Source organism: Nocardia brasiliensis ATCC 700358, from assembly GCF_000250675.2.
GTDB classification, from domain to species: domain Bacteria; phylum Actinomycetota; class Actinomycetes; order Mycobacteriales; family Mycobacteriaceae; genus Nocardia; species Nocardia brasiliensis_B.
On sequence record NC_018681.1, the window covers coordinates 699,195 to 723,049 of the forward strand.

Sequence of the window (23,855 nt, forward strand, 5' to 3'; positions counted from 1 at the left end):
GCCTAGGATCGCAGGCATGCCCGTTTCCACTACTGCTGCCACGGCCACCGGATTGTGCGCGTTCGTCGACGACTCGCCCTCGCCCTTCCACGTCTGCCGAACGGTGGCAGCGGAACTGGAAGCCGCCGGGTTCACCCGGCTGGCCGAGGCGGACCCGTGGCCGGCGGACGGGTCCGGTAAGCATTTCGTGGTGCGCGGTGGTTCGCTGATCGCCTGGTCCGCCGCCGATGCCGCGGGGGTGACGCCGTTCCGAGTGGTCGGCGCGCACACCGACAGCCCGAATCTGCGCGTCAAACAGCATCCGGATCTGGCGTCCGCGGGCTGGCAACTGGTCGGATTGGAGCCCTACGGCGGCGCGTGGCTGAATTCCTGGCTGGACCGCGAACTCGGGATCTCCGGGCGACTGAGCGTGCGCGACGGAGATGCGGTGCGCGAGAAGCTGGTTCGCATCGATGAGCCGATTCTGCGGGTGCCGCAGCTGGCCATTCACCTGTCCGACGATCGCAAGGGCGTCGCGCTGGATCCGCAGCGGCACGTGAACGCGGTATGGGGTGTCGGCCGCGAGCCGCGCTCGTTCCTCGAATTCGTCGCCGAGCACGCCGATCTCGACCCCGCCGCGGTGCTCGGCTGGGAACTGATGACGCACGACCTGGCGCCGAGCCGGATCGTCGGCCGCGACCTCGATCTGGTCAGCGCACCACGCCTGGACAACCAGGGCACCTGCTACGCCGGCCTGCAGGCCTTCCTCGCCGCGGTGGCCGAGCCGGGGGCCGCGATTCCGGTGCTCGTCATGTTCGACCACGAGGAGGTCGGCAGCCAGTCCGATCGCGGCGCCCAGTCCGATCTGCTGCCCCGCGTGCTGGAACGGATCGTGCTCACCCGCGGCGGCGACCGCACCGAATACCTTGCCTCGCTGGCCGATTCGGTGGTCGCCTCCGGCGATATGGCGCATGCGACGCATCCGAACTACCCGGAGCGGCACGAGCCCGCGCACCGGATCGCGGTGAACGGCGGGCCGGTGCTCAAGGTCAACCAGAATCTGCGCTACGCCACCGATGCGGCCGGAGCCGGCGCGTTCGCACTGGCCTGCGCGCAGGCCGGAGTTCCGTTGCAGCGCTACGTGCATCGCGCCGATCTGCCCTGCGGCTCGACGATCGGCCCGATGACGGCCGCGGGCACCGGCATCACGACGGTCGACGTCGGCGCGGCTCAGCTGGCGATGCATTCGGCACGCGAAGTGATGGGCGCCGCGGACGTGCCCGCCTATGCCGCGGCGCTGGCCGCCTTCCTCACGCCCGCCGTCACCGGGCGGTAGGTGAGCACGGCGACGACGAAGACGGCGAGGGTGGCCAGCACATAGCTGCTGCCGATGAGCTGCTGCCACCACGCCCAGTCGAGTTCCTTGTCGTCGGAGTGCGGCAGCAACCACTGCGGTCCGATCAGGAACATGACGGTCAGTGCGCCGACGCAGCCGAGGAACACCGGCGAACGTTTGCCGCGCACGATCACGTCCGCGGTCACCACCGCGGCGGGCGCGATCCACACCCAGTGGTGCGACCAGGAGACCGGCGAAACCAGCAGCACCGCGGCCGCATTCACCAGCAGTGCGGCCACGGTGGCGCCCGCGTCGATCAGCCTGCGCATCCAGACCGCGGCCAGCGCGACCGCGACCAGCGACAGCGCGATCCACAGCACGGTGGCCGCCGAGTCGGGGAGTCCGAGCCGGAACGCCATACCCTTGATCGACTGGTTGCCCGCGAAGTAGGGCGGGCCGATCCGGCCGGTGTCGGCCAGCGTGTGGAACCAGTATTCGGTCGAATCGCTCGGGAACAACAGGAAACCCAGCCCCACCGCGGCGATCGCCGAGACGATCAGCGTGCCCGCCGCCTTCCAGTCCTTGCGCAGCAGGAAGTACAGCAGGTACCCGCCGGGGATCAGCTTCACCGACACCGCGATGCCGATCAGCATGCCGCGCGGCCAGAACGGCTTGCGCACCAGGCAATCCAGCGTGACGGCGGCCATCAGCACCAGGTTGATCTGGCCGAAACCGAAGGTCTGGCGCAGGGGTTCGAAGGTTTGCAGCAGCGCGACCGCGCCGATCACCAGTGTCCACATGGTGGCCCTGGGCAGCCCCGGCCGGATCCGCGCGAGCACCAGCCACAGCGTGATGGCCAGGCTCGCCAGCGAACTCGTCAGCACGATCACCTCGGCGACCGGCAGCGCGATCAGCGCGAGCGGGGCGAAGAACAGCGCGGCCAGCGGGGGATAGGTGAACGGCAGGCCGATGCCCGCCACCGGCGGCATCGGGCCGTACAGCTCGCCGTCGTCGAGCCAGACCCGGGCACCGTTGCGGTACACCTGAAGATCGATGTAGCCGGACCACCAGTGCACGGCCAGCGACAGCACCGCGGACGCGGCGAACAGGCCGATGGCGAGCAGGAGCCAGCGCAGTTGGTCACCGGACAGCGGAACGCGCACCTGGGCAGTCGACTCGGTGGTGGTGCCATCCTGCCCGTCGTGCTCGGCAACCGGCCCGGCCTTCGCGACAACCGGCTCAGCGGAATCCGCGATCCCCGATCGTTCGTTCACGGGGCCCAGAGTAACTGTGTGGGACGGTGTGACCCGCGTCGGCGCGCGTTGCCACCCCTGCGGGCTGTGACCGGGCGCACAGGAAAACGGCGAACCGGGCGTGAGGTGTATGCGGCCCGGTGCCCACGAACCGTGACGGCTAAACTTCCAGGCGAATCCCCAGCTTCGCGCTCCCGGCCCGAAAGGACCCTGGTACCCCGTGACTTCGCAGGTCGACACCGTCAGCGCAGCCGCAGCAACTCCCGACGTGCCGCAACCCTATAAAGAGCTGGGTCTGAAGGACGACGAGTACGCCCGCATCAAGGACATTCTCGGCCGCAGGCCGACCGACGCCGAGTTGGCGATGTACTCGGTGATGTGGAGCGAGCACTGCTCCTACAAGTCCTCGAAGGTGCACCTGCGCTACTTCGGCCAGACCACCACCGAGCAGATGCGGGCCTCGATGCTCGCGGGCATCGGCGAGAACGCGGGCGTCGTGGACGTCGGCGACGGCTGGGCGGTCACCTTCAAGGTGGAGAGCCACAATCACCCGTCCTACGTCGAGCCCTACCAGGGCGCGGCGACCGGCGTCGGCGGCATCGTGCGCGACATCATGGCGATGGGCGCGCGCCCGATCGCGGTGATGGATCAGCTGCGCTTCGGCGCCGCGGACGCGGCCGACACCCGGCGCGTGGTCGACGGTGTGGTGCGCGGAGTCGGCGGTTACGGCAACTCGCTCGGCCTGCCGAATATCGGCGGCGAGACCGTGTTCGATGCCTCCTACCAAGGCAATCCGCTGGTGAACGCGCTGTGCGCGGGCGTGATGCGGGTCGAGGATCTGCACCTGGCGTTCGCCTCCGGCACCGGCAACAAGATCATTCTGTTCGGTGCGCGCACCGGCCTGGACGGCATCGGCGGCGTCTCCGTGCTCGCCTCGGACACCTTCTCCGGTGACGAATCGGGTACGGGCCGTAAGAAGCTGCCGAGCGTGCAGGTGGGCGATCCGTTCACCGAGAAGGTGCTCATCGAGTGCTGTCTGGAGCTGTACGCGGCCAAGCTGGTGGTGGGCATCCAGGACCTCGGCGGCGCCGGATTGTCCTGCGCCACCTCCGAACTGGCGGCCGCGGGCGACGGCGGCATGCGTATCGAGCTGGACCGGGTGCCGATGCGCGCCACCGGGATGACCCCGGCCGAGGTGCTCTCCAGCGAATCGCAGGAGCGCATGTGCGCCGTGGTGACCCCGGAGAACGTGGACGCGTTCATGGCCGTGTGCCGCAAGTGGGACACCCTCGCCACGGTGATCGGCGAGGTCACCGACGGCGACCGGCTGATCGTCACCTGGCACGGCGAGACCGTGGTCGACGTTCCGCCGCGTACCGTCGCGCACGAGGGCCCGGTGTACGAGCGCCCGGTGCAGCGCCCGGACGAGCAGGACGCGCTGATCGCCGACAGCACCGACAAGCTGAGCCGCCCGAAGACCGGCGACGAGCTGCGCGCCACGCTGCTGCAGATGCTGGCCAGCCCGCAGCTGTGTAGCCGCAAGTGGATCACCGAGCAGTACGACCGCTACGTGCGCGGCAACACCGTGCTCGCCGAGCACGCCGACGCGGGCGTCATCCGGATCGACGAGTCGACCGGGCGCGGAATCGCGCTGGCCACCGACGCGTCCGGCCGCTACACCAAGCTGGACCCCTACACCGGCGCGCAGCTCGCGCTGGCCGAGGCGTTCCGCAACGTCGCCACCACCGGCGCGACCCCGAAGGCCGTCACCAACTGCCTGAACTTCGGCTCGCCGGAGGATCCGGGCGTGATGTGGCAGTTCCAGCAGGCCGTGCGCGGCCTCGCGGACGGCTGTGTGGCGCTGGGCATTCCGGTCACCGGCGGCAATGTGAGCTTCTACAACCAGACCGGGCAGACCGCCATCCTGCCGACCCCCGTGGTCGGCGTGCTCGGCGTCATCGACGACGTGCACCGGCGCATCCCGACCGGGCTCGGGCTGGAGCCGGGCGAGACCCTGATCCTGCTCGGTGACACCCACGACGAATTCGGCGGCTCGATCTGGTCCCAGGTCGTGCACGATCACCTGGGCGGTGTGCCGCCGAAGGTCGATTTCGCGCGCGAGCAGCTGCTGGCCGAGGTGCTCACCGCGGGTTCGCGCGACGGCATGATCAGTGCCGCGCACGACCTTTCGGAGGGCGGCCTGATCCAGGCCGTCGTGGAGGCCGCGCTGGCCGGTGAAACCGGTTGCCGCATCCTGCTTCCCGAGGACGCCGATCCGTTCGTGACGCTGTTCGCCGAATCGGCGGGCCGGGTGCTCGTCGCGGTGCCGCGCTCGGAGGAGACCCGGTTCACCAAGATGTGCACCGCCCGCGAACTGCCGTGGGTGCGCATCGGCGTGGTCGACCAGGGCGCGGATTCGGTTGAGGTGCAAGGACAGTTCTCCGTCCCGATGGACGAGCTGCGGGCCGCGCACGAGGGCACGCTGCCGAAGTTGTTCGGAGCAAGTGCGCTCTGATGACGGCTGAGGCTGGAGCGGTCTCAGTAGTACGTGTGCGCGATGGCGCCGGCCGGGTCGTCGGCGCCGTCGAGCGGTTCTTTCGCCCGAACTATGTGGGTCTCGTCGTCGCGACGCTGTTCTTCTCGTTGTCGCTGACACCCTCGCTGCTGCCGCGGGATTGGCTGTTCGAGGGTCTCATCGGCGGCGTCAACGCGGCCATCGGCTACGGCGTCGGCTGTCTGCTCGAGTTGATGTACCGCAGCTGGATTCGGCCGCGCCTGCCCGAGCAGGTGACCAAGGTGCTGGCGGACCTGCCCACCTGGCTGCCCGCGGTGGTGAAAGTGGTGGTGCTGCTCGGCTGTCTGCTCGCGGCGGTGCTCATGCTGGTGCAGTCGGCGCGCTGGCAGCGCGAGATCACCCAGCTGATGGGCATGGACGACATCACGACCAGCGGCTTCCTGCGCACCGGTGCGTTGAGCGCGGCCGTGATCGCGCTGGTGATCGGTGTGTTCCGGGCGGTGCGCTGGCTGGTGCGGTGGGTCGCGGGCGAGCTGACGAAGTGGGTGCACGTCCCGCGCCGCCTGGCCATGCCGCTCGGCTTCCTGATCGTCACCATCGTGGCCGTCACGCTGTTCAACGGCGTGCTGGCGAAAGCCTTCTTCTCGGTGGCGAATTCGGCGTTCAGCGTGCGCAACAGCCACACCTCGCCCAATGCCACGCAACCGCAGCTGCCCGAAAGATCCGGTAGCCCGGCCTCATCGGCGAAGTGGGAGACCCTCGGCTCGGAGGGGCGATGGTTCGTCTCCTACGTGCCGAGCGCCGCGGATATCGAGAAGGTCACCGGCAAACCGGCCAAGGAGCCGATCCGGGTGTACACCGGCCTGGAATCGGCGGACGGTCCCGAGGCGCAAGCCGAACTGGCCGTCGCCGAACTCGAACGCACCGGGGCCTTCGACCGCAAGGTCCTGGTCGTGGTGACCACCACCGGCACCGGCTGGGTCGATTCGACCAGCGCCGAATCCGTGGAGATGATGTACGGCGGCGACAGCGCGATCGTCGCCACCCAGTACTCGTATCTACCCAGCGTGCTGTCTTTCCTGTCGGACAAGGACAAGGCGACCCGGATGGGAAAGCTGGTGTTCGACAAGGTGTACGAGCACTGGTCGGCGCGGCCGGCCGAGGCCAGGCCGAAGCTGCTCGTCTACGGCGAGAGCCTCGGCTCGCAGGGGGCCGAAGGCGCGTTCTCCGGTCTCGCCGACCTGCGCAACCGGACCGACGGCGTGCTGTGGGTGGGGCCGCCGAACTCGAACCGGTTGTGGAGTGAATTCGTCGCGCGGCGCGATCCCGGGTCCCCCGAGGTCCTGCCGACCTACGCCGACGGCCTCGTGGTGCGCTTCGCGGACGGTCGCGGTGATCTGTGGCAGCCGTCGAGCACCTGGCTGACACCGCGCGTCGCCTACCTGCAGCACGCGTCCGATCCGGTGGTGTGGTGGTCGCCGGATCTGCTGTTCAGCGAACCGGATTGGCTGCGCGAGCCGCGTGGCTCCGATGTGTCGCCGACCATGGCGTGGTATCCGATCGTCACGTTCTGGCAGGTCGCCGCCGATCTGCCCAATGCGCAGGGCGTCAACGACGGGCACGGGCATCGCTACGGCACGCTGGTGCTCGACGCCTGGGCCGCGATCGCGCAGCCGCCGGACTGGACCGCCGATCTCTCGGATCGGATCCGAAACTACTTGGCGGAGTCGGCCGTTCGGGAACGCTCACTCAAATGACGGATTGATCCGCTGGCCTGGGCGGGCCAGGACCCCTCGTCACCGGGCCCGCCCAGGAGCGGGATCAGGCAATGGTGTTGAACGGATCGTGCTCGGCGAGCAGCTTTTCCATCCGTGCCTGATCGATGCGACCGTGTACGGTCGCGGCTTCGTGCTGGTCCCGCACCACCTTCGCCAAGGTGAAGGTGCTGGTGACCAGGAAGAGAAGGCTCATCGCCAGAAAGCTGCGCTGCCAGATGTCCAGCGGCAGATACAGAATGCCCGCGCCCGCCCCGAAAAAGCTGACGCCGAACGCGATCGCGGCCTGGGCGACGAAGGCCGAGGTGGTCTTCGGCTGTGCGTTGGGAGTGCTCATGCCAAGAATTCTGGCGACACGCGTACCCGCACAACCGTGTACAACTACTCGAGCATCCTGGGTAGTTGCCGACCCGCCGCTGCGCGAGACGACCGGTGCAGGCGGGTGTGATCTGTGTCGATACGCCGTGTGGCGGCCTGGCCAACGCTCGCCGGCGGAACCGGACCGCCATACTGTTGCGATGATGATCGCTATGGAACTGCTCGCGGCCGACCTCCGCACGCGCTGAGTTTCGTGCTAGAGACCGCCTCCACCCTGACGAAGCTGCGCACGCGCGGCGTCGTCGTCGTGCGGCGCGTGGAAGACGTCATCGACCTGAACTATGTCGGACTGGTGTTCGCGACGTTGTTCTTCGCGCTGTCGGTGACGCCGTCGCTGGTGCCGCGCGACTGGCTGTTCCAGGGCCTGATCAGCGGTGTCAACGCCGCGCTCGGCTACGGCGTCGGCTGTCTGCTCGAGTGGCTGTTCCGGCTGTGGGTGCGGCCGCGGTTGCAGAAGTTCCTTCCGCCGCCGCCCACCTGGGTGCGCTACGCCGTGAAGTCCGCGATCCTGTTCACCGCCGCGTTGAGTGCGGCACTGATGCTGGTGCAGTCGGCGCGCTGGCAGCGCGAGATCACCGCGCTGATGGGCATGGAGGGCACCACGACACCGGCCTATCTGCGCACCGGCTTGCTGAGCATGGCGGTCGGCGCGGCCGTGGTGGCCGCGTATCGGACGGTGCGCGAGACCATCCTGTTCCTGGCGCGGCTGCTCAACCGGTGGGTTCGGGTGCCGCGCGAGCTGGCGCCCGCCGCCGGCTTCCTGGTGCTCGTCGTGCTGACCGTGACGATCTTCAACGGCGTGGCCTCGCGGGCGTTCTTCGCCGTGGCCAATTCGGCGTTCAGCGTGCGCAACGACCACACCTCGACGAATGCGGTCCAGCCGACCCAACCGGAACGTTCCGGCAGTCCGGCGTCACTGGCCAAATGGGAGACCCTCGGGTTCGAGGGGCGGTGGTTCGTCTCGCACGGCCCGACCGCGAGCAAGATCAGCGAGGTGACCGGCAAGCCCGCGCGCGAGCCGATCCGCGCCTACGTCGGGCTGGAGTCGGCTGAGAACGGTGAGGAACCAGCCGAGCTGGCGGCCGCCGAACTCGAACGCACCGGCGCCTTCGATCGCAAGGTGCTCGTGGTGGTGACGACCACCGGCACCGGCTGGGTCAATGCCATGGCGGCCGGGGCGATCGAGTACATGTACGGCGGCGACAGCGCGATCATCGCCACGCAGTACTCGTATCTGCCGAGCGTGCTGTCGTTCCTGGCCGACCGCGGCAAGGCCGCGACGGCCGGAAAAGAGCTGTTCGACGCGGTGTATCGGCACTGGAGCGCGCGCCCGCAACAGCAGCGGCCGAAGCTGCTGGTCTACGGGGAGAGCCTGGGCTCGCAGGGCTCCGAGGCGGCGTTCGATGGGCTCGCCGACCTGCGGACGAAGGTGGACGGCGCGCTCTGGGTGGGGCCGCCGAACTCGAATCGGCTGTGGGAACAGTTCGTTTCGCGGCGCGATCCCGGCTCACGCGAGGTCGAACCGGTCTATGCGGACGGGCTGGTCGTGCGATTCGCCTCGGACAGTGCGGATCTCGCGCGCCCGTCCACCGAATGGCGACCGCCGCGCATCGCCTACCTGCAACACGCCTCGGACCCGATCGTCTGGTGGTCGACGGATCTCATCTTCTCGCAACCGGATTGGCTGTCGGAGCCGCGCGGCTCCGATGTCTCCTCGCAGATGCGCTGGTGGCCGTTCGTCACCTTCTGGCAGGTCGCCGCCGACCTCACCAACGCCCAGGGCGTCACCGACGGGCACGGGCACCGCTACGGCAGTCTCGTGCTGGACGGCTGGGCGGCGGTGGCGGCGCCGCCGGACTGGTCGGCGGCGATGTCGGACCGGATCAGGGCGGAGATCGAGTCCGCCGAGGATTTCGAACGGAAGATCAAATGAGCCGTTTGCCGAAAGCCGTTGCCGCCATCGGGATTCCGCTGGCTTGGAGCAATCTTGTGCTGCCCGGTCTCGGGCTCGGAGTGCGGGGGCGGACCGCAGCGAACGCCGGATTCGCGACGGCTTACGCGGTTGCCTTTCAGGGTGTGCCTGATTGGTTCTCCGCGAAGGGTCTTCGTTACGGCGCGGTGTCGGCTGCGCTGGTTGCCGCCGGTTATGGTGTGGCCCTTACGATTCCGTCGGCGCGCAAAGGTTTGGCGGCGGCCGCTGATCGAGCACCGGATATACCGATCGCCGAATGGGCCGGTGTGCATATTCCGATCGGCACGGTGTACAGCGAAGAGCTGATCTTCCGTGCGACGTTGGAACCCCTGCTGGACAATGCTTTCGGTCCGATCGCCGGAGCCGTGGTGGGTTCATCGGCCTTCGGCTTCTGGCATGTCCATCCGGCGCGGGCCGCGGGGGACAGCGTTGCGGTGACGGTAGCCGCCACCGCCGCGGGCGGTTTCGTGCTCGGCTGGCTCCGCCGACGTACCGCGAGCGCCACGGCTCCGGCGCTGCTGCATCTCGCCACGAATGCGGGTGGTGCCATCGCGCCGCAACTGGCTCGGCGACCGTCCTTCGGACAGGGCAAGGCGCGGCTGTCGCCGAATGGGCTGGTTGCCGGGGGCGACCGCTAGCGCGTTCAGCGCTGCGCCGGCGTGTGTTGCCGGTCGGGCGGTTTGTGATCGCCGAATTCCGTTGAATCGGCTGTGAACTGGCCATTTTTGATGCTTCTGCGATGACTCTTGCGTACAACGTTCCTGCATGCGTACAGTGTTCGCAACGAACAACGGCGTACGCGCCGACTGGAAGTAGAGCAGGAGAAGGACATGTCGAACACGGTGAACCGAGGCGTCGAGGGTGGCCGGAAGCTGGATGGAGATGCGTTCCCCCTGGCGCATTGGCAGCAGCGGCTGGACGAACTACGTGTTACGCACCATGTGCCCGGCGCGGCGCTGGCCGTGCTGGTCGACGGTGAAATCCACGAAATCGCCAGCGGAGTACTGCATCGCGGCACCGGCGTACCGGTCACCACCGACGCGGTGTTCCTGTGCGGTTCGGTCGCCAAGGTCTACACCGCGACGATGATCGTGCGGCTCGCGGATGCGGGCAAGCTGGACCTCGACGCCCGCGTGATCGAGGTGCTGCCCGAGTTCGCGACGCCGGATGCCGAAGCCACCCAGCAGATCACGGTGCGTCAGCTGCTCAGCCACACCGGCGGCGTGACCAACGACTTCAACTTCGACGGCGGTCGCGGCGACGACTGCCTCGCCCGATACGTCACGGCGGCAAGGGAAGTCGCGCTCGACTGCAAACCGGGAACGGCAATGTCCTACGGCAGTCTGGGCTACGTGGTGCTCGGCCGCATCATCGAGGTGATCACCGGCACCACCTTCGACCAGGCACTGCAGGATCTGATCGCCACGCCGCTCGGCCTGGACCATCTGGTGACACTGCCGGAACAGGCGCTGAAGTTCCCCACCGCGATGAGCCACCTGGGTGCGCCGGGGGCCTACCCCGAACCCGCGCCGGAGTGGGACATCATGCCGCGCTCGGTCGCGCCGATGGCCAGGGTGATCACCTCCGCGGGCGACATGGTGCGGTTCGCCCGCCTGCACCTGGACGGTGGTCGTGCCCCCGACGGCACCGCGCTGCTGTCCGCGCAAGCCGTTGCGGCGATGCAGGATCAGGTGGTGGATGTGCCGGACAAGTGGTCGGTCAGCGCGGACGGGTGGGGTCTGGGCTGGACCCTGTACGACTGGGACGGCATCAAAGGATTCGGCCACGACGGTGCCGCGATCGGCCAGTACGCGTACCTGCGGGTCGTCCCCGAGGCCGGGGTGGCGGTCGCGCTGCTCACCAATGGCGGTGGCGCCCGCCAGCTTTACGCGGCGCTGTTCCGTGAGCTGCTCGGCGATCTGGCCGGGGTGCGGGTGCCGGAAGCATTCGGCCCGGCCGACCCGCCGGTGCAGGCGGACATCGCGCCGTTCGTCGGCACCTACCGGCGAGCCGGTGTCGTGATCACGGTCAGCAAGCGCGCCGACGGATCCGCGCACATGCTCTACGAATTCGTCGACGACATGAAGGACATGTCCCCGCCCCTGAGCATGGACCTCACCCCCGTCTCGCCCACCGTCTTCGCCGCCTCCGGCGCCGGCCCCTCCTTCAGCGAGGACTACATGCCCGTCGTCTTCAGCACCCTCACCGACGGCACCGAAGCCTGCTACGTAGGCATGCGCGCCACCCCCAAACTCCCCACCCCCTGAACGCAGGGCGTCGGATCGGGAGTGGAGGTCCGTCGGTAATGTCGGTGGGGTGGCACGTCAGACGGTGAGTCCGGCCGAGTTGCGGTCGGCGGTGGATGCGGTGAGCGAATGGTTGCGGGATGAATCGGCGACAGCGCCTGCGCGCACCGAACTCGCCGCGGCGGTCCGCGCGACGGCCCGCACACTGGCCGCTTCGGCACCCGGCCACTCGGTGGAGGTCCGGGTGCCACCGTTCGTCGCGGTCCAATGCATCGAGGGCCCCCGCCACACCCGAGGCACACCCCCGAACGTCGTCGAAACCGATCCCCGCACTTGGCTACTGCTCGCCACCGGCCTCCTGGATTTCGCCACCGCCGTCACCTCCGGCACCCTCACTGCCTCCGGCAACCGCGCCCCCGAAGTAGCCCACTGGCTCCCCATCGCCCGCCTCGCCGCGGATTGAACCCACTGGGCTCAGCCGCCGTTAGCCCGGGCGTTTGGATTTCGCCGCCGCCGTGAACTTCAGCTCTACGTGTCGGGCCACGGTGCCCCGAAGGAGCCATAGGTTGCTGATCACCCGCCTCGCCGCGGATTGAACCGCCGGGCTGGGCTGTCGGTGGCCATCGGCCTGTTGGATATCGCCGCCGAAGCGGCCGGCACTCTTTCGCGGCGGGCAACCGCGCCCTGAAGTCGCGTACTGACTACTGAATGCGGCTGCGCTCGGATGTTGTTGGACGCCAAGGATTGTAGGTTCGCTGCGGTCGTGGCAGTACGTTCTTCCGGGGCCGGCAACTACGCAGTCGAAGCCGCGCACCGGCTCCTGATCGCCCGTTTCGCTCGGGACCGGCCCCACAGCGATCAGCGGCAAGGGGTTTGGTGAGCCGAGGTTGGTCAGGGTTGTCCGGCGGCGGTCCCGGTGAGGTGGTCGAAGAGTGCGGTTTTGATGGGCGGGCGGGAACCGAAGACCAGGGTGAATGTTGCTTCTCGGAGGGTGCGTTCGGCGGTGGAACCGGTAACGATGCCGCGGCTGCCGGTCGCGGTCATCAGGGCTGCGGCGGCGCGTAAGGCCAACTCGGAGGCGCGGGCGCGTGCGACGAACAGGTCGGTTTGCCCAAAGAGTCCCGCGTCCAATTCTTTTCGGGTCAGCACCGCTTCTTCGCACAGCGCCGCATGGTCGGCCCCCAGCGTTTCCAGTTCGGCGACGCACCGCCGGACGAGGCCTAGCGGTAGTGAACCGTTGCGCCACACGGCAATAGCGGCGGCGTCATGGAACTTCTGCAGCGGAACCAAGGTGTCGACGTCGGCGTCCGGGACGAACAGACCGTCGAAGGTCGCGGTCACGGTTCGGCTCGCGTTCGCGGCGACCAACGGGATCTGCCGCACCCGCAGCTGCGGCCCTTCGACAGCGGGCACGACGACGCTCATCAGGGCGTTCTCGTCGGCGCTGTCCCGTGCCATCACCCCGACGAGGTCGACCATGCCCCAGCCGCTGACGAACGGTGCGGTCCCGTCGAGCAGATAGCCGCCCGCCGTGCGGCGGGCGACGAGCGACGGCGGTTCGGCAGCGCCGGCGTAGCTGACACCGGCGCGGAGCCGCCCGTCCCGCAGGTCGGCGGTGAGACGTTCGCGCAGTTCGTGATTCGGCGACACGCTGACCCGTCGGGCCACCCCGTGATGTTGCGCCCAGACGAACGCCGTCGCCAAACAACCCGCGATCAGGATCTCGGCGGCCTCGGTGAACGTGGCCGGATCCAGGTCGTCCTGGAGTGCTACACCGTAGAACCCGGCCTCGGCCAGCCGATCGAAGTGCGCCCGCGGAATCTCCCCGTCCTGGTCGGCGGTCTGCGCCTGCGGCGCGAGCACCTCGTCGGCCACCTGCTCGGCCCGTTCGATCCACGATGGCATAGGCATCATCTTCGCGCCCGCTGCCGGTCAGGCTTCGACGCGGTTGGTGCGGTGCAGGCCTTTGCGGTCGTAGAAGCGGGTGATGGCGGCGCCGAAGGCCAGGCCGATGGCAAGGCCGAGGACGGCCATCCAGACGCCGCGGGACAGGCCCGCTTCGAAATTCGCGTCGAAGTACAGGATGGCGCGGATGCCGAGGAACACCTGGTGCATCGGTTCGAAGGAGGCGAGCCAGCCGAAGTACTGCGGGGTCGCCTCGATCGGGACGGTGCCGCCGGAGGACGGGAGGCCCAGGATGATGAACAGGATCAGGTTCACCAGCAGGCCCGCGGAACCGATCGCGGCCAGCATGGACAACCCGGTGGCGCCGACGGCGATCATGGCGAGCGCGCTGTAGAGGAAGAGCGCGAGCGGATGATCGATCGGCATGTCCAGGATCTTGCCGACGATCAGGAAGACCGCCGAGACGATGTTCGCGGTCACCACCAGCACGCCCCACTTGATCAGCAGGGTGCGGAAGCGGGAGATCGGCGTCGGCGGATAGTGCACGTACCACGGCCCGTATTCGGTGGGAATGAAACCGAGTTGGGCGTCGATCATCGTGTGGATGACCATCGCGCCGACCACGCCGGCCAGCAGCAACAGCAGCGCGTAGAAGAACGCGGACAGGCCTTGGCCCGTGCCGTCGGGCAGCGGGCGATACTGCTGGACGACGACTTTCACCGGGTCGGCGATCGCCAGCCGGGTCGCGCCGGACAGTTCGGGCGCGGGCGGCCCGCCGGGCTGCGGTTTCAGCTGTTCGTTCACCTGATCGGTGAGCTGCTTGCCGACCTGCTTGTTCACTTCGGTCAGCGCCTGATTGCCGACCCGCAACACGATCTGGGTGCCGAACGCGCCGGTGCGCGGATTGGTCTGCAACGTGATGATCGGGCGCTCCAGGTCGCCGGGGATCACGCTTCCGATACCGAGATTGCCGAGTTGCTTGCTGAAGTCGCTCGGGATCACGATCGCGCCGTAGACCTTGCCGGCCTGCAGTTGCCGTTCGGCCTCGCTGATGCTGATCACATGCAGGTCGACCTTGTCCGCGGGCACCCCGGTGCGCAGCGCCTCGGTGATCTGCGCACCGAAGTTCACCTGCTGCTGCCCGTCGGCCTTCTTGACGACATCGCCCACATCCTGGTTCACCAGGGCGATCGGAAAGTCGTGCAGGTTCTTCTCCGGATCGACGACGTAATCCAGATACATGATGCCGAGCAGAGCGGTCAGCAGGGTCAGCACGGAGATGGGAAACAGCACCATACGGGCCCATGGCCGGCGCTGCGGTCCCGTTCCCGCCGTGTTCGATCCCGCTCCGCCGCCGGTGTCCGCGCTGTCGGTAGTCGTCACGGCAGGCACGGTAACAGTTACCGGCCCGCCTGCGCCGAGTCCTGTGGCGTGCTCGATTGCTGTCCGGATGCGGTGGCGAGTGATCGCGAACGAAGTTTCACCCGTAGAATGAAATCGCCCCCAGCCCGCCCGAACAGGGAGCAAACGGTGACCAACGCCGAACTGCCGGTCGTAAGCACATCCGCCACCCCCGATCAGGACGAGAACGAGCCACGCGAAGAGTGTGGCGTGTTCGGTGTCTGGGCCCCGAGCGAGGACGTGGCGAAGCTCACGTACTACGGGCTCTACGCCCTGCAGCATCGCGGTCAGGAGGCGGCGGGCATCGCGGTCTCCGACGGTTCGCAGATCTTGGTCTTCAAGGACCTGGGTTTGGTCAGTCAGGTTTTCGACGAGCAGACGCTGGCCGCCATGCCGGGCCATATCGCCGTCGGGCACTGCCGCTACTCCACCACGGGCGGGGTGACCTGGGAGAACGCCCAGCCGATCTTCCGCACCACCTCGGTCGGCTCCGGACTTGCCCTGGGCCACAACGGCAATCTCGTCAACACCGCCGAATTGGCGGGCCGGGCAAGGGAACTCGGACTCATCGGCGCGACGGTGGCGAACGGCCGCCCGCAGCCGATCGCCGCGACCTCCGACTCCGACGTGATCACCGCGCTGCTCGCGCATGCCTCCGCCGATTCGAGCATCGAGCAGGCGGCGATGGAACTGCTGCCGACCTTGAAGGGCGCGTTCTGCCTGACCTTCATGGACGAGCACACCCTCTACGCCGCGCGGGACCCGCACGGCGTGCGCCCGCTGTGCCTCGGCCGGCTCGACCGTGGCTGGGTTGTTGCCAGTGAGACCGCGGCCCTGGACATCGTCGGCGCCGCGTTCGTCCGCGAGATCGAGCCCGGCGAACTGCTGGCGATCGACGCCGACGGCGTGCGCTCGATGCGGTTCGCCAACCCCGAGCCCAAGGGCTGTGTCTTCGAGTACGTGTACCTGGCCAGGCCGGACAGCGCGATCTCCGGCCGTTCGGTGCACGCCACCCGGGTGGAGATCGGTCGCCGCCTGGCCAAGGAACATCCGGTCGAGGCCGACCTGGTGATTCCGGTGCCCGAGTCCGGCACGCCGGCGGCGGTCGGATACGCGCAGGGTTCCGGCGTGCCCTACGGCCAAGGCCTGATGAAGAACGCCTATGTCGGGCGCACGTTCATCCAGCCGAGCCAGACCATCCGGCAGCTCGGCATCCGGCTCAAGCTCAATCCGTTGCGTGAGGTGATCCGCGGCAAGCGCCTGATCGTGGTGGACGATTCGATCGTGCGCGGCAACACCCAGCGCGCGCTCATCCGCATGCTGCGCGAGGCGGGCGCGCTGGAGATCCACGTCCGGATCGCGTCGCCGCCGGTGAAGTGGCCGTGCTTCTACGGCATCGACTTCGCCTCGCCCGCGGAGTTGATCGCGAACGGTTCCGGCGCGGAGGGCAGCTTCGACGAGATGGTGGAGGGTGTGCGCCGCTCGATCGGCGCGGACACCCTCGGCTACATCTCCACCGAGGGCATGATCGCCGCGACCGAGCAGCCGCGCTCGCGGTTGTGCTGTGCGTGCTTCGACGGCCACTACCCGATCCCGCTGCCCACCGAGGCGGCCATCGGCAAGAACGTGCTGGAGGGCATGCTCACCGGCCAGTCCGAGGCGGCCCTGCTGGCCGACAACGCCAACGCCAGCGCGCTCAGCCGCCCGTAGTCCATCTCTTTTTCCGCAAGCGAGGCGAAGTCCACTCCGGTGGCTCGCCTCGTTGCTTTTCCGGCCGGTTCGGCACGGCTGCGCAGTGTCCCTGATCGACTGTTCAGGCGAGTGCCGGTAACCCCGACACCGCGCGGGGTGTTTCCGGGGCGGATCTATTTCCCGCGACGATCGTCGGCCGGCGCGCTGAGGTGCGCGCTTGCCGGGTCGCGGACTTTCGGCGAGTCGAATTCGCGCGCCGCATGTTTCCCGGTGTTTTGTCCAGTTGGGAACAGTGGCGTCTTCGAGACGCGGAATCGGACGTTCTAGCCAGAACCTGGACATTCGTCCGGTGATCTGGCCCCTGTGATGCACTATTTGCAACGCTGGCTCACGTCCCGGCAATCTTTTCTGTGAAAACGCAACGTGCCGGAAATGGTTCGTGGGTACGGTGCCCGTCAGATCGGATGTTCAATTGTGTCCGCACCGGGCCTGCGATCCAGGACAACGCGGTGTGGCGCTCGAGAAGTGGGGCCCTGATGTTGGTTTCGAAAACACCTGGGGGCCGGACCCGGACGCGAACTATCGCGGCCGTCGGCCTGGCGACGCTGGTGGCGTCCGCCTTGGCCGGCTGCGGTTCGGGCCGGACCGGTGATGGTGGTGACGGTGGTGGCTTGCTTGCCGGCACTACGGACAAAATCTTCTCGCTCGACCCGGCGGCCGCCTATGACAACGGCTCCCTGGTCGCGGAAACGCAGTTCTACCAGTACGTACTGAACTTCGCGCCCGGCGACGCGACCCCGAAGCCGGACGCCGCGGAGAAGTGCGAGTTCACCAGCCCGACGGTGTACAGCTGCACCATGAAGCCGGGCCTCAAGTTCGCCAACGGCAACCCACTGACCGCCAAGAGCGTCAAGTTCTCCTTCGACCGGATGGTCAAGATCAATGACCCGAACGGTCCCGCGTCGCTGCTCGGCAACCTCGAGAAGACCGACGCCCCGGACGACCGCACGGTCAATTTCACGCTGAAGGTCGCCAACGACCAGACCTTCCCCGCGATCCTGCCGACCCAGGCCGGCCCGATCGTCGACGAGAAGGTGTACGCCGCGGACAAGGTGATGGCCGACGAGGAGGTCGTCAAGGCCAAGGGCTACTCGGGCCCGTACACCATCGCCAGCTACGACAAGAACAAGCTGGTCGAGTACAAGGCGAACCCGGACTACAACGGCATCCTCGGCACGCCGAAGTCCAAGACGGTGTCGACGAAGTACTACGCCACCACCGACAACATGAAGCTCGACCTGCAGAACGGGTCGCTCGACGTCGCGTACCGGTCGCTGACTCCCACCGATATCGAGTCGCTGCGCGGCGACAGCAAGGTCACCGTGCACGAGGGCCCCGGCGGTGAGCTGCGCTACATCGTGTTCAACATGAACACCATGCCGGGCGGCACGCCGGAGCAGAAGCTGGCCGTGCGCAAGGCGCTCGCGTCCACCGTCGACCGGGCCGCGCTGGCCAAGGGCGTGTACAAGAACACCTACCTGCCCGCGTACTCGTCTGTGCCGCAGGGTGTTCCGGGCGCGACCGAGCCGTTCAAGGACATCTACGGCGCCGATCCGAGCAAGGAGAAGGCGGCGAAGTTCCTCGCCGACGCCGGTGTCGCCACCCCGGTCGAGCTGAACCTGCAGTACAACCCGGACCACTACGGTTCGAGCAGCTCCGAGGAATACGCGGCGATCAAGTCGCAGCTCGAGGCCAGCGGCCTGTTCCGGGTCAACCTGCAGTCCACCGAATGGGTGAGCTACCAGCGCGAGCGCGCCCGGGATTCCTACCCGCTCTACCAGTTCGGCTGGTTCCCGGACTTCCCGGACCCGGACAACTACCTGACCCCGTTCTTCGGCCCGAACAACTTCCTGCAGTCGCACTTCGAGGATCCGAGCATCTCGGCGCAGCTGACCGCGGAGACCACGGAGAACGACAAGACCAAGCGCATGGAGATCTTGAAGAACGTGCAGCGTGACCTCGCGCAGAACCATCTGCCGATCGTTCCGCTCTTGTCCGGCAAGCAGATCGCGGTCTCGGGCAAGAACGTGCAGGGTGTCGAGGAGACACTCGACGCGTCCTTCAAGTTCCGTTACACGGTGCTGAGCAAGTGACATCCGGCGAAGCCGGGCCCGGGACGATAGCTGCTCCAGAAACGAAGCCAGCGCCGGCCCGGGCCCGGCGCTTCGGCGTGCCCCGAAAAAGGAAGGGCGGGAGTGATTCTCGCCAGCTCGCGCTGCTCCGCTACCTGGGCGTGCGCCTGCTGCTGATTCCGGTGACCGCGTGGATTCTCGCCACCGTGGTCTTCTTCCTCATGCGCGTGGCCGGTGACCCGATCAGCGCGGCCATGGGTGGCCGGATGACCCAGGACCAGATCGAGGCCCGCAAGGAGGCGGCCGGGCTGAACCGGCCGATCCTGACCCAGTACTGGGAATACATCTCCGGCCTGTTCCGCGGCGATTTCGGCCGCTCCCAGGACAATCGGCAGATCAGCGAGGTGATCACCACCTACGGCGCCGCCTCGCTGGAGCTGATGTTCTGGGCGCTGATCGTCGCGTTCGCGATCGGCATCCCGCTCGGCCGTTACGCGGCGACGCACCGTGATTCGGTGTCCGACACCGGACTTCGGCTGTTCGCGATCCTGGCCTACGCGGCGCCGGTGTTCTTCGTCGGTCTGCTGCTCAAGCTGGTGTTCGCGGTCAAGCTGGGCTGGCTGCCGGTGGCCGGCCGCGCGAGCACCAACGTGGAACTGCAACTGCAGCACGTCTCGCCGAAGACCAACATCATGCTGGTCGACGGAATCCTCTACGGCGACGCCGGATACATCGGCGACGTCCTGAAACACGCTGTGCTGCCCGCGATCGCGCTCGGCCTGCTCACCGCGGGCATCTTCCTGCGCCTGGTGCGGATCAATCTGATCCAGACGCTGCGTTCGGATTACGTGGACGCGGCCCGGGCTCGTGGCCTGTCTCAGCGGGTGGTCACCGGACGACATGCGTTCCGCAACGCGATGATTCCGATCGTCACCGTGATGGGCATGCAGATCGCGATGATGCTCGGCGGCGCGGTGCTCACCGAGACCACCTTCGAGTGGAAGGGTCTCGGCTACCAGCTCGCGACCTACCTCTCGGCCCGTGACTTCGTCGCGGTGCAGGGCATCGTCGCGTTCATCGCGGTGTTCATCGCCCTGATGAGCTTCCTGGTGGATGCCCTTGTGGCACTGATCGATCCGAGGGTGAGGTTCTGATGACCGCACCGGAATTGCTCAACGAGCCGGTGGTGACCCCGCCGGTGCCGCCGTCGGCCCGCCGTCGCCTGCCCGGCCTGCGGCTGTTCTCGATGACCGCGGGCCTGCAACGCGCGACGCTGATCCTCGGCTTGGCGCTGGTCGCGATCTTCGTGCTCGCGGCCGTCTTCGCGCCGCTGATCGCGCCCTACGGTTTCGCGCAAAGCGCCGCCGACGGCGTGGATTTCGTCCGGCAGCAGGCGCCCTCGGCCGACCACTGGTTCGGCACGTCGGTGCGCGGTGAGGACGTGTTCTCCCGGGTGATCTGGGGTGCGCGCACCGCGCTGTTCGTGATCGTGATCTCGCTGGTGCTCTCGTTGTTCATCGGCGTGCCGCTCGGCCTGCTGTCGGGTTACCTCGGCCGCTGGTTCGACCGGGTGCTCGTGCTGTTCATGGACGCGATGTACGCCTTCCCGACGCTGCTGCTGGCGATCGTGGTGTCCATCGTGGTCGCGGGTGGCCGCTCCACCAGCTTCGGCGGCGTGCTGTCCGCGGCGGTGGCGATCACGGCCGTCTTCGTGCCGCAATACTTCCGCGTGGTGCGCAACGCGACGGTCGCGGTGAAGAACGAACCCTATGTCGACGCCGCCAGGGTGACCGGGGCGTCGACGGCGCGAATCCTGTTCCGGCACATCTTCGCCAACGTCACCCAGTCGTTGCCGGTGATCGTCACGCTGAACGGGTCCGAGGCCATCCTGACGCTGGCCGGCCTCGGCTTCCTCGGGTTCGGCATCGAGCCGACCCAGGCCGCCGAATGGGGCTACGACCTGAACAAGGCGCTGTCGGACGTGTCCAACGGCATCTGGTGGACCGGCATCTTCCCCGGTTTCGCCATCGTGCTCGTGGTGCTCGGCATGACCCTGGTCGGCGAGAGCCTCAACGAGGTGCTCAACCCGATCCTGCGGACCCGTCGCGCCGTCTCGGCGGCACCGGGTGACGCGATCACCGTCGAGTCCGCCACCGAACCCGAAAGTGCCACGGCGACAGCCGGAGCCGAGCCCGCTGTCGGGCTGACGAAGGACGGCACCGCCGGGAAGGAGACGTCATGACCAAGTCGGTACCGGTGGCCGAGCGGGATCGTCCCGCGCTGTCCATCGAATCGCTGTCGGTCACCTTCGCCACCGACGCCGGACCCGTGTACGCGGTCAAAGACGTGTCCTACGAGGTGTATCCGGGCGAGGTGCTCGCCATCGTCGGCGAATCCGGTTCGGGCAAATCGGTGAGCTCGCGCACGGCGATGGGCTTGCTGCCGCTGACCGCGCGGGTGAACGGTCTGGTGACCCTCGGTACCCAGACCATCACCTCGATGAACGAACGGCAGCTCACTGCCCTGCGCGGCGGCGCGATCTCGATGGTGTTCCAGGAGCCGGGCCTCGCGCTCGACCCGCTGTTCACCGTCGGCTTCCAGATCGGCGAGGCGCTGCGCGCGCATTCGGACATGAGCAAGAAGGACGCGAAGGCGCGCGCGGTCGAACTGCTCCGCATGGTCGGCCTGCCCGACCCCGAGCATCGGGTGGACTACTACCCGCACCAGCTCTCGGGCGGGCAGAAGCAGCGCGTGGTGATCGCCATCGCCATCGCCTGCGAGCCGAAGGTGATCATCGCCGACGAACCGACCACCGCGCTCGACGTGACCGTGCAGGCCGAGATCCTCGAACTGCTGCGCGATCTGCGCGACCGGATCGGCAGCGCCATCGTGCTGATCACGCACAACATGGGCGTGGTGGCCGACCTGGCCGACCGCGTCGTGGTGATGCGCAACGGCAAGGTGGTCGAGCAGGCGCCGGTGGACGAGCTGTTCGCCAGCCCGAAAGCGGACTACACCCGGGCACTGCTCGCGGCCGTCCCGCACCTGGGCACCGAGCAGCTGGCACACGGACCGGCGAAGGAGGTCGACACGACCGCCGAGCCGGTGCTCGAGGTGTGCGATCTGGTGGTCGAGTTCCCCGGCTCGTTCGGACGGCCGCCGTTCCGCGCGGTCGACGAGGTGAACCTGCGCATCGGACCGGGCGAAACCCTCGGACTGGTCGGCGAATCCGGTTCCGGCAAGTCGACCATCGGCCGCTGCGTCGCCGCGCTGCAACGCCCCACCTCGGGTGTGGTCAAGGTGCGCGGGCAGGACATCGCCGGACTGTCCGGGCGCAAACTGCGGCCGATCCGGCGGCGATTCGGGTTCGTGTTCCAGGACCCGGCCAGCTCGCTGAATCCGCGACTCACCGTCGGCGAGTGCGTCGCCGAACCGCTGATCGTGCACCAGGCGGGCAGCTCGGCCGAGATCAAGGCGCGAGTCCGCAAGCTGCTCGACGACGTGCAACTGCCCGCGGGCACCGAACGCCGGTACCCGCACGAACTGTCCGGCGGCCAGCGGCAGCGCGCCAGCCTGGCCAGGGCGCTCGTGCTGGACCCGGATCTGCTCGTCGCCGACGAACCGACCAGCGCGCTGGACGTATCCGTGCAGGCCGCGGTGCTCGAGCTGTTCGGCCAGCTGCAGCGCGAATGCGGTTGGGCGTGCCTGTTCATCAGCCACGACCTGGCGGTGGTCGATCAGCTCGCCGACCGGATCGTGGTGCTGCGCAACGGCGCGGTGGTGGAACAGGGTGACCGGGATCGCATTCTGCGGGCACCGCAGGAGGAGTACACCCAGCGCCTGGTCGCGGCGGTGCCGGTGCCCGATCCGGTGGAGCAGCGGCGCCGGCGCGCGGCCAGCGCCGGATTGTTCGCCACCGAGATCGACGACGTCGAGGTGCAGACGGGATAATCTGGCGAGTGATTTCCCACGCAACTGGGTAACTCGCCGGTCATCCGTCGACGGCGCCGCGGGGCGCGACCACCGGCAAGGTTGTCAAGTCCCGCGGCGCCGGCAAGCGGTAAAAGACGCCGAGAGGCGGGCAGCACGAAGCAATACCGGTGCTGGGCTGTTATTCGTCTCCGGTAGCGTGAGCAGGCATCTATCCGCCGATTCGGTTTGGAGCTTTCCCCGAAAATGACTGAACAGACCCCCAGTGGTGGTGCCTCTTACGCCGCGGCAGGCGTGGACATCGAGGCAGGTGACCGCGCAGTCGAGTTGTTCGGGCCATTGGCGAAGAAGGCGAGCCGACCCGAGGTGCAAGGCGGCCTCGGCGGATTCGCCGGGCTGTTCGCACTGAAGGGTGGCTACCGCGAGCCGTTGCTCGCCGCGTCCACCGACGGGGTCGGTACCAAGATCGCGGTCGCGCAGGCGATGGACAAGCACGACACCGTCGGACTGGACCTGGTCGCGATGGTCGTCGACGACCTGGTGGTGTGCGGCGCGGAACCACTGTTCCTGCAGGACTACATCGCCATCGGCAAGGTCGTCCCGGAGAAGGTCGCCGAGCTGGTCTCCGGCATCGCCGAAGGCTGCGTGCGGGCCGGTTGCGCGTTGCTGGGCGGCGAAACCGCCGAACATCCCGGCCTGATGGATGCCGACGACTACGACCTGTCCGCGACCGGCGTCGGCGTCGTCGAGGCCGACGCGGTGCTCGGCCCCGACCGGGTGCGTCCCGGTGACGTGGTGATCGCCATGGGCTCCTCGGGCCTGCACTCCAACGGCTACAGCCTCGCCCGCAAGGTGCTGCTCGACATCGACCGCATGTCGCTCACCGGGCACGTCGAGGAGTTCGGCCGGACCCTCGGCGAAGAACTGCTCGAGCCGACCCAGATCTACGCCAAGGACTGCCTGGCCCTGATCGCCGAAACCGATGTGCGCACCTTCGCCCACGTCACCGGCGGTGGCCTCGCCGCCAACCTCGGCCGCGTGCTGCCCGCCGGCATGGTCGCCGAGCTGGATCGCGGCACCTGGAACCCCGCGCCGGTCTTCAAGATGATCGCGCAGCGCGGCCGGGTGGAGCGGACCGAGATGGAGAAGACGTTCAACATGGGCGTCGGCATGGTCGCCGTCGTCGCTCCCGAAGACGTCGACCGCGCCCTCGCCGTCCTGACCGCCCGCCACATCGAATGCTGGACCCTGGGCACCGTCAAGAAAGCCAAGGACAGCGACGCCCTGCGCGCCGTCCTCGTCGGCGAACACCCGCGCTTCTGAGGGTTCGCGTCCGGCCGA

The 23,855-nt window shown here is 68.0% G+C and carries 17 protein-coding genes; 13 read left to right on the forward strand and 4 right to left on the reverse strand.

Annotation, left to right across the window (positions count from 1 at the left end; all coding sequences use genetic code 11):
- The first annotated feature begins 16 nt into the window (after positions 1-16).
- Positions 17-1,315, forward strand: coding sequence for a M18 family aminopeptidase (locus O3I_RS03210; RefSeq protein ID WP_041562383.1), 1,299 nt, complete (start codon positions 17-19; stop codon positions 1,313-1,315).
- Here the strand turns inward: O3I_RS03210 and O3I_RS03215 are convergent.
- Complete coding sequence (locus O3I_RS03215) at positions 1,264-2,589, reverse strand: glycosyltransferase 87 family protein (RefSeq protein ID WP_014981458.1); 1,326 nt, start codon at positions 2,587-2,589, stop codon at positions 1,264-1,266. The two genes, O3I_RS03210 and O3I_RS03215, sit on opposite strands and share 52 nt — an antisense overlap.
- 199 nt (positions 2,590-2,788) lie before the next feature.
- On the opposite strand from O3I_RS03215, the gene purL reads away from it, so the two are divergent.
- Positions 2,789-5,083, forward strand: a complete 2,295-nt coding sequence (gene purL / locus O3I_RS03220) for a phosphoribosylformylglycinamidine synthase subunit PurL (protein ID WP_014981459.1) — start codon at positions 2,789-2,791, stop codon at positions 5,081-5,083.
- Positions 5,083-6,840 (forward strand): alpha/beta hydrolase, encoded by a 1,758-nt coding sequence (locus O3I_RS03225; protein WP_051066475.1) that lies wholly within the window; start codon positions 5,083-5,085, stop codon positions 6,838-6,840. Before purL ends, O3I_RS03225 begins: the two co-directional genes overlap by 1 nt.
- A gap of 64 nt (positions 6,841-6,904) precedes the next feature.
- Here O3I_RS03225 and O3I_RS03230 read toward each other — a convergent pair whose 3' ends face one another.
- Complete coding sequence (locus O3I_RS03230) at positions 6,905-7,195, reverse strand: YiaA/YiaB family inner membrane protein (RefSeq protein ID WP_014981461.1); 291 nt, start codon at positions 7,193-7,195, stop codon at positions 6,905-6,907.
- Positions 7,196-7,429: 234 nt separating this feature from the next.
- Between O3I_RS03230 and O3I_RS03235 the strand changes: the two genes are divergently transcribed.
- From O3I_RS03235 to O3I_RS03250, 4 genes are all read left to right on the forward strand, one after another.
- The gene (locus O3I_RS03235; protein ID WP_014981462.1) at positions 7,430-9,169 is read left to right on the forward strand and encodes an alpha/beta hydrolase; all 1,740 of its coding nucleotides are present in this window, start codon (positions 7,430-7,432) and stop codon (positions 9,167-9,169) included.
- Positions 9,166-9,846, forward strand: a complete 681-nt coding sequence (locus O3I_RS03240; RefSeq protein WP_014981463.1) for a CPBP family intramembrane glutamic endopeptidase — start codon at positions 9,166-9,168, stop codon at positions 9,844-9,846. Before O3I_RS03235 ends, O3I_RS03240 begins: the two co-directional genes overlap by 4 nt.
- Before the next feature lie 192 nt (positions 9,847-10,038).
- Positions 10,039-11,475 carry a serine hydrolase domain-containing protein gene (locus O3I_RS03245; RefSeq protein ID WP_014981464.1) on the forward strand — a complete coding sequence of 479 codons (1,437 nt, stop codon included), beginning with the start codon at positions 10,039-10,041 and terminating at the stop codon, positions 11,473-11,475.
- Positions 11,476-11,524: 49 nt separating this feature from the next.
- Positions 11,525-11,917 carry a sterol carrier family protein gene (locus O3I_RS03250; RefSeq protein ID WP_014981465.1) on the forward strand — a complete coding sequence of 131 codons (393 nt, stop codon included), beginning with the start codon at positions 11,525-11,527 and terminating at the stop codon, positions 11,915-11,917.
- A gap of 428 nt (positions 11,918-12,345) precedes the next feature.
- On the opposite strand, the gene O3I_RS03255 is transcribed toward O3I_RS03250, so the two are convergent.
- On the reverse strand, positions 12,346-13,359 hold the full coding sequence (locus O3I_RS03255; RefSeq protein WP_014981466.1) for an acyl-CoA dehydrogenase family protein: 1,014 nt from the start codon (positions 13,357-13,359) through the stop codon (positions 12,346-12,348).
- Positions 13,360-13,386: 27 nt separating this feature from the next.
- Positions 13,387-14,655, reverse strand: a complete 1,269-nt coding sequence (locus O3I_RS03260) for a YhgE/Pip domain-containing protein (protein ID WP_014981467.1) — start codon at positions 14,653-14,655, stop codon at positions 13,387-13,389.
- 234 nt (positions 14,656-14,889) lie between these two features.
- Between O3I_RS03260 and purF the strand changes: the two genes are divergently transcribed.
- The 6 genes from purF to purM all read left to right on the forward strand — a co-directional run bounded on the left by purF (position 14,890) and on the right by purM (position 23,837).
- A complete protein-coding gene (purF, locus tag O3I_RS03265; protein ID WP_014981468.1) occupies positions 14,890-16,470 on the forward strand; it encodes an amidophosphoribosyltransferase in 1,581 nt (526 codons plus the stop codon).
- 518 nt (positions 16,471-16,988) lie between these two features.
- Positions 16,989-18,605, forward strand: a complete 1,617-nt coding sequence (locus O3I_RS03270) for an ABC transporter substrate-binding protein (RefSeq protein ID WP_014981469.1) — start codon at positions 16,989-16,991, stop codon at positions 18,603-18,605.
- A gap of 122 nt (positions 18,606-18,727) precedes the next feature.
- Positions 18,728-19,738, forward strand: a complete 1,011-nt coding sequence (locus O3I_RS03275) for an ABC transporter permease (RefSeq protein ID WP_237748346.1) — start codon at positions 18,728-18,730, stop codon at positions 19,736-19,738.
- A gap of 92 nt (positions 19,739-19,830) precedes the next feature.
- Positions 19,831-20,826 carry an ABC transporter permease gene (locus tag O3I_RS03280; protein WP_086006260.1) on the forward strand — a complete coding sequence of 332 codons (996 nt, stop codon included), beginning with the start codon at positions 19,831-19,833 and terminating at the stop codon, positions 20,824-20,826.
- Positions 20,823-22,535: an ABC transporter ATP-binding protein gene (locus tag O3I_RS03285; RefSeq protein ID WP_014981472.1), complete on the forward strand. Its 1,713-nt coding sequence runs from the start codon at positions 20,823-20,825 to the stop codon at positions 22,533-22,535. The genes O3I_RS03280 and O3I_RS03285 overlap by 4 nt, the downstream gene beginning before the upstream one ends.
- Positions 22,536-22,760: 225 nt before the next feature.
- The gene (purM, locus tag O3I_RS03290) at positions 22,761-23,837 is read left to right on the forward strand and encodes a phosphoribosylformylglycinamidine cyclo-ligase (RefSeq protein ID WP_014981473.1); all 1,077 of its coding nucleotides are present in this window, start codon (positions 22,761-22,763) and stop codon (positions 23,835-23,837) included.
- Positions 23,838-23,855 lie beyond the last annotated feature (18 nt).

Coding starts and splice junctions, on each gene's coding strand:
- O3I_RS03210 (WP_041562383.1), top strand. CDS start 17: ATGCCCGTTTCCACTACTGCTGCCACGGCCACCGGATTGTGCGCGTTC.
- O3I_RS03225 (WP_051066475.1), top strand. CDS start 5,083: ATGACGGCTGAGGCTGGAGCGGTCTCAGTAGTACGTGTGCGCGATGGC.
- O3I_RS03230 (WP_014981461.1), bottom strand. CDS start 7,195: ATGAGCACTCCCAACGCACAGCCGAAGACCACCTCGGCCTTCGTCGCC.
- O3I_RS03240 (WP_014981463.1), top strand. CDS start 9,166: ATGAGCCGTTTGCCGAAAGCCGTTGCCGCCATCGGGATTCCGCTGGCT.
- O3I_RS03245 (WP_014981464.1), top strand. CDS start 10,039: ATGTCGAACACGGTGAACCGAGGCGTCGAGGGTGGCCGGAAGCTGGAT.
- O3I_RS03255 (WP_014981466.1), bottom strand. CDS start 13,359: ATGCCATCGTGGATCGAACGGGCCGAGCAGGTGGCCGACGAGGTGCTC.
- O3I_RS03260 (WP_014981467.1), bottom strand. CDS start 14,655: ATGGTGCTGTTTCCCATCTCCGTGCTGACCCTGCTGACCGCTCTGCTC.
- O3I_RS03270 (WP_014981469.1), top strand. CDS start 16,989: ATGTTGGTTTCGAAAACACCTGGGGGCCGGACCCGGACGCGAACTATC.
- O3I_RS03280 (WP_086006260.1), top strand. CDS start 19,831: ATGACCGCGGGCCTGCAACGCGCGACGCTGATCCTCGGCTTGGCGCTG.
- O3I_RS03285 (WP_014981472.1), top strand. CDS start 20,823: ATGACCAAGTCGGTACCGGTGGCCGAGCGGGATCGTCCCGCGCTGTCC.
- purM (WP_014981473.1), top strand. CDS start 22,761: ATGACTGAACAGACCCCCAGTGGTGGTGCCTCTTACGCCGCGGCAGGC.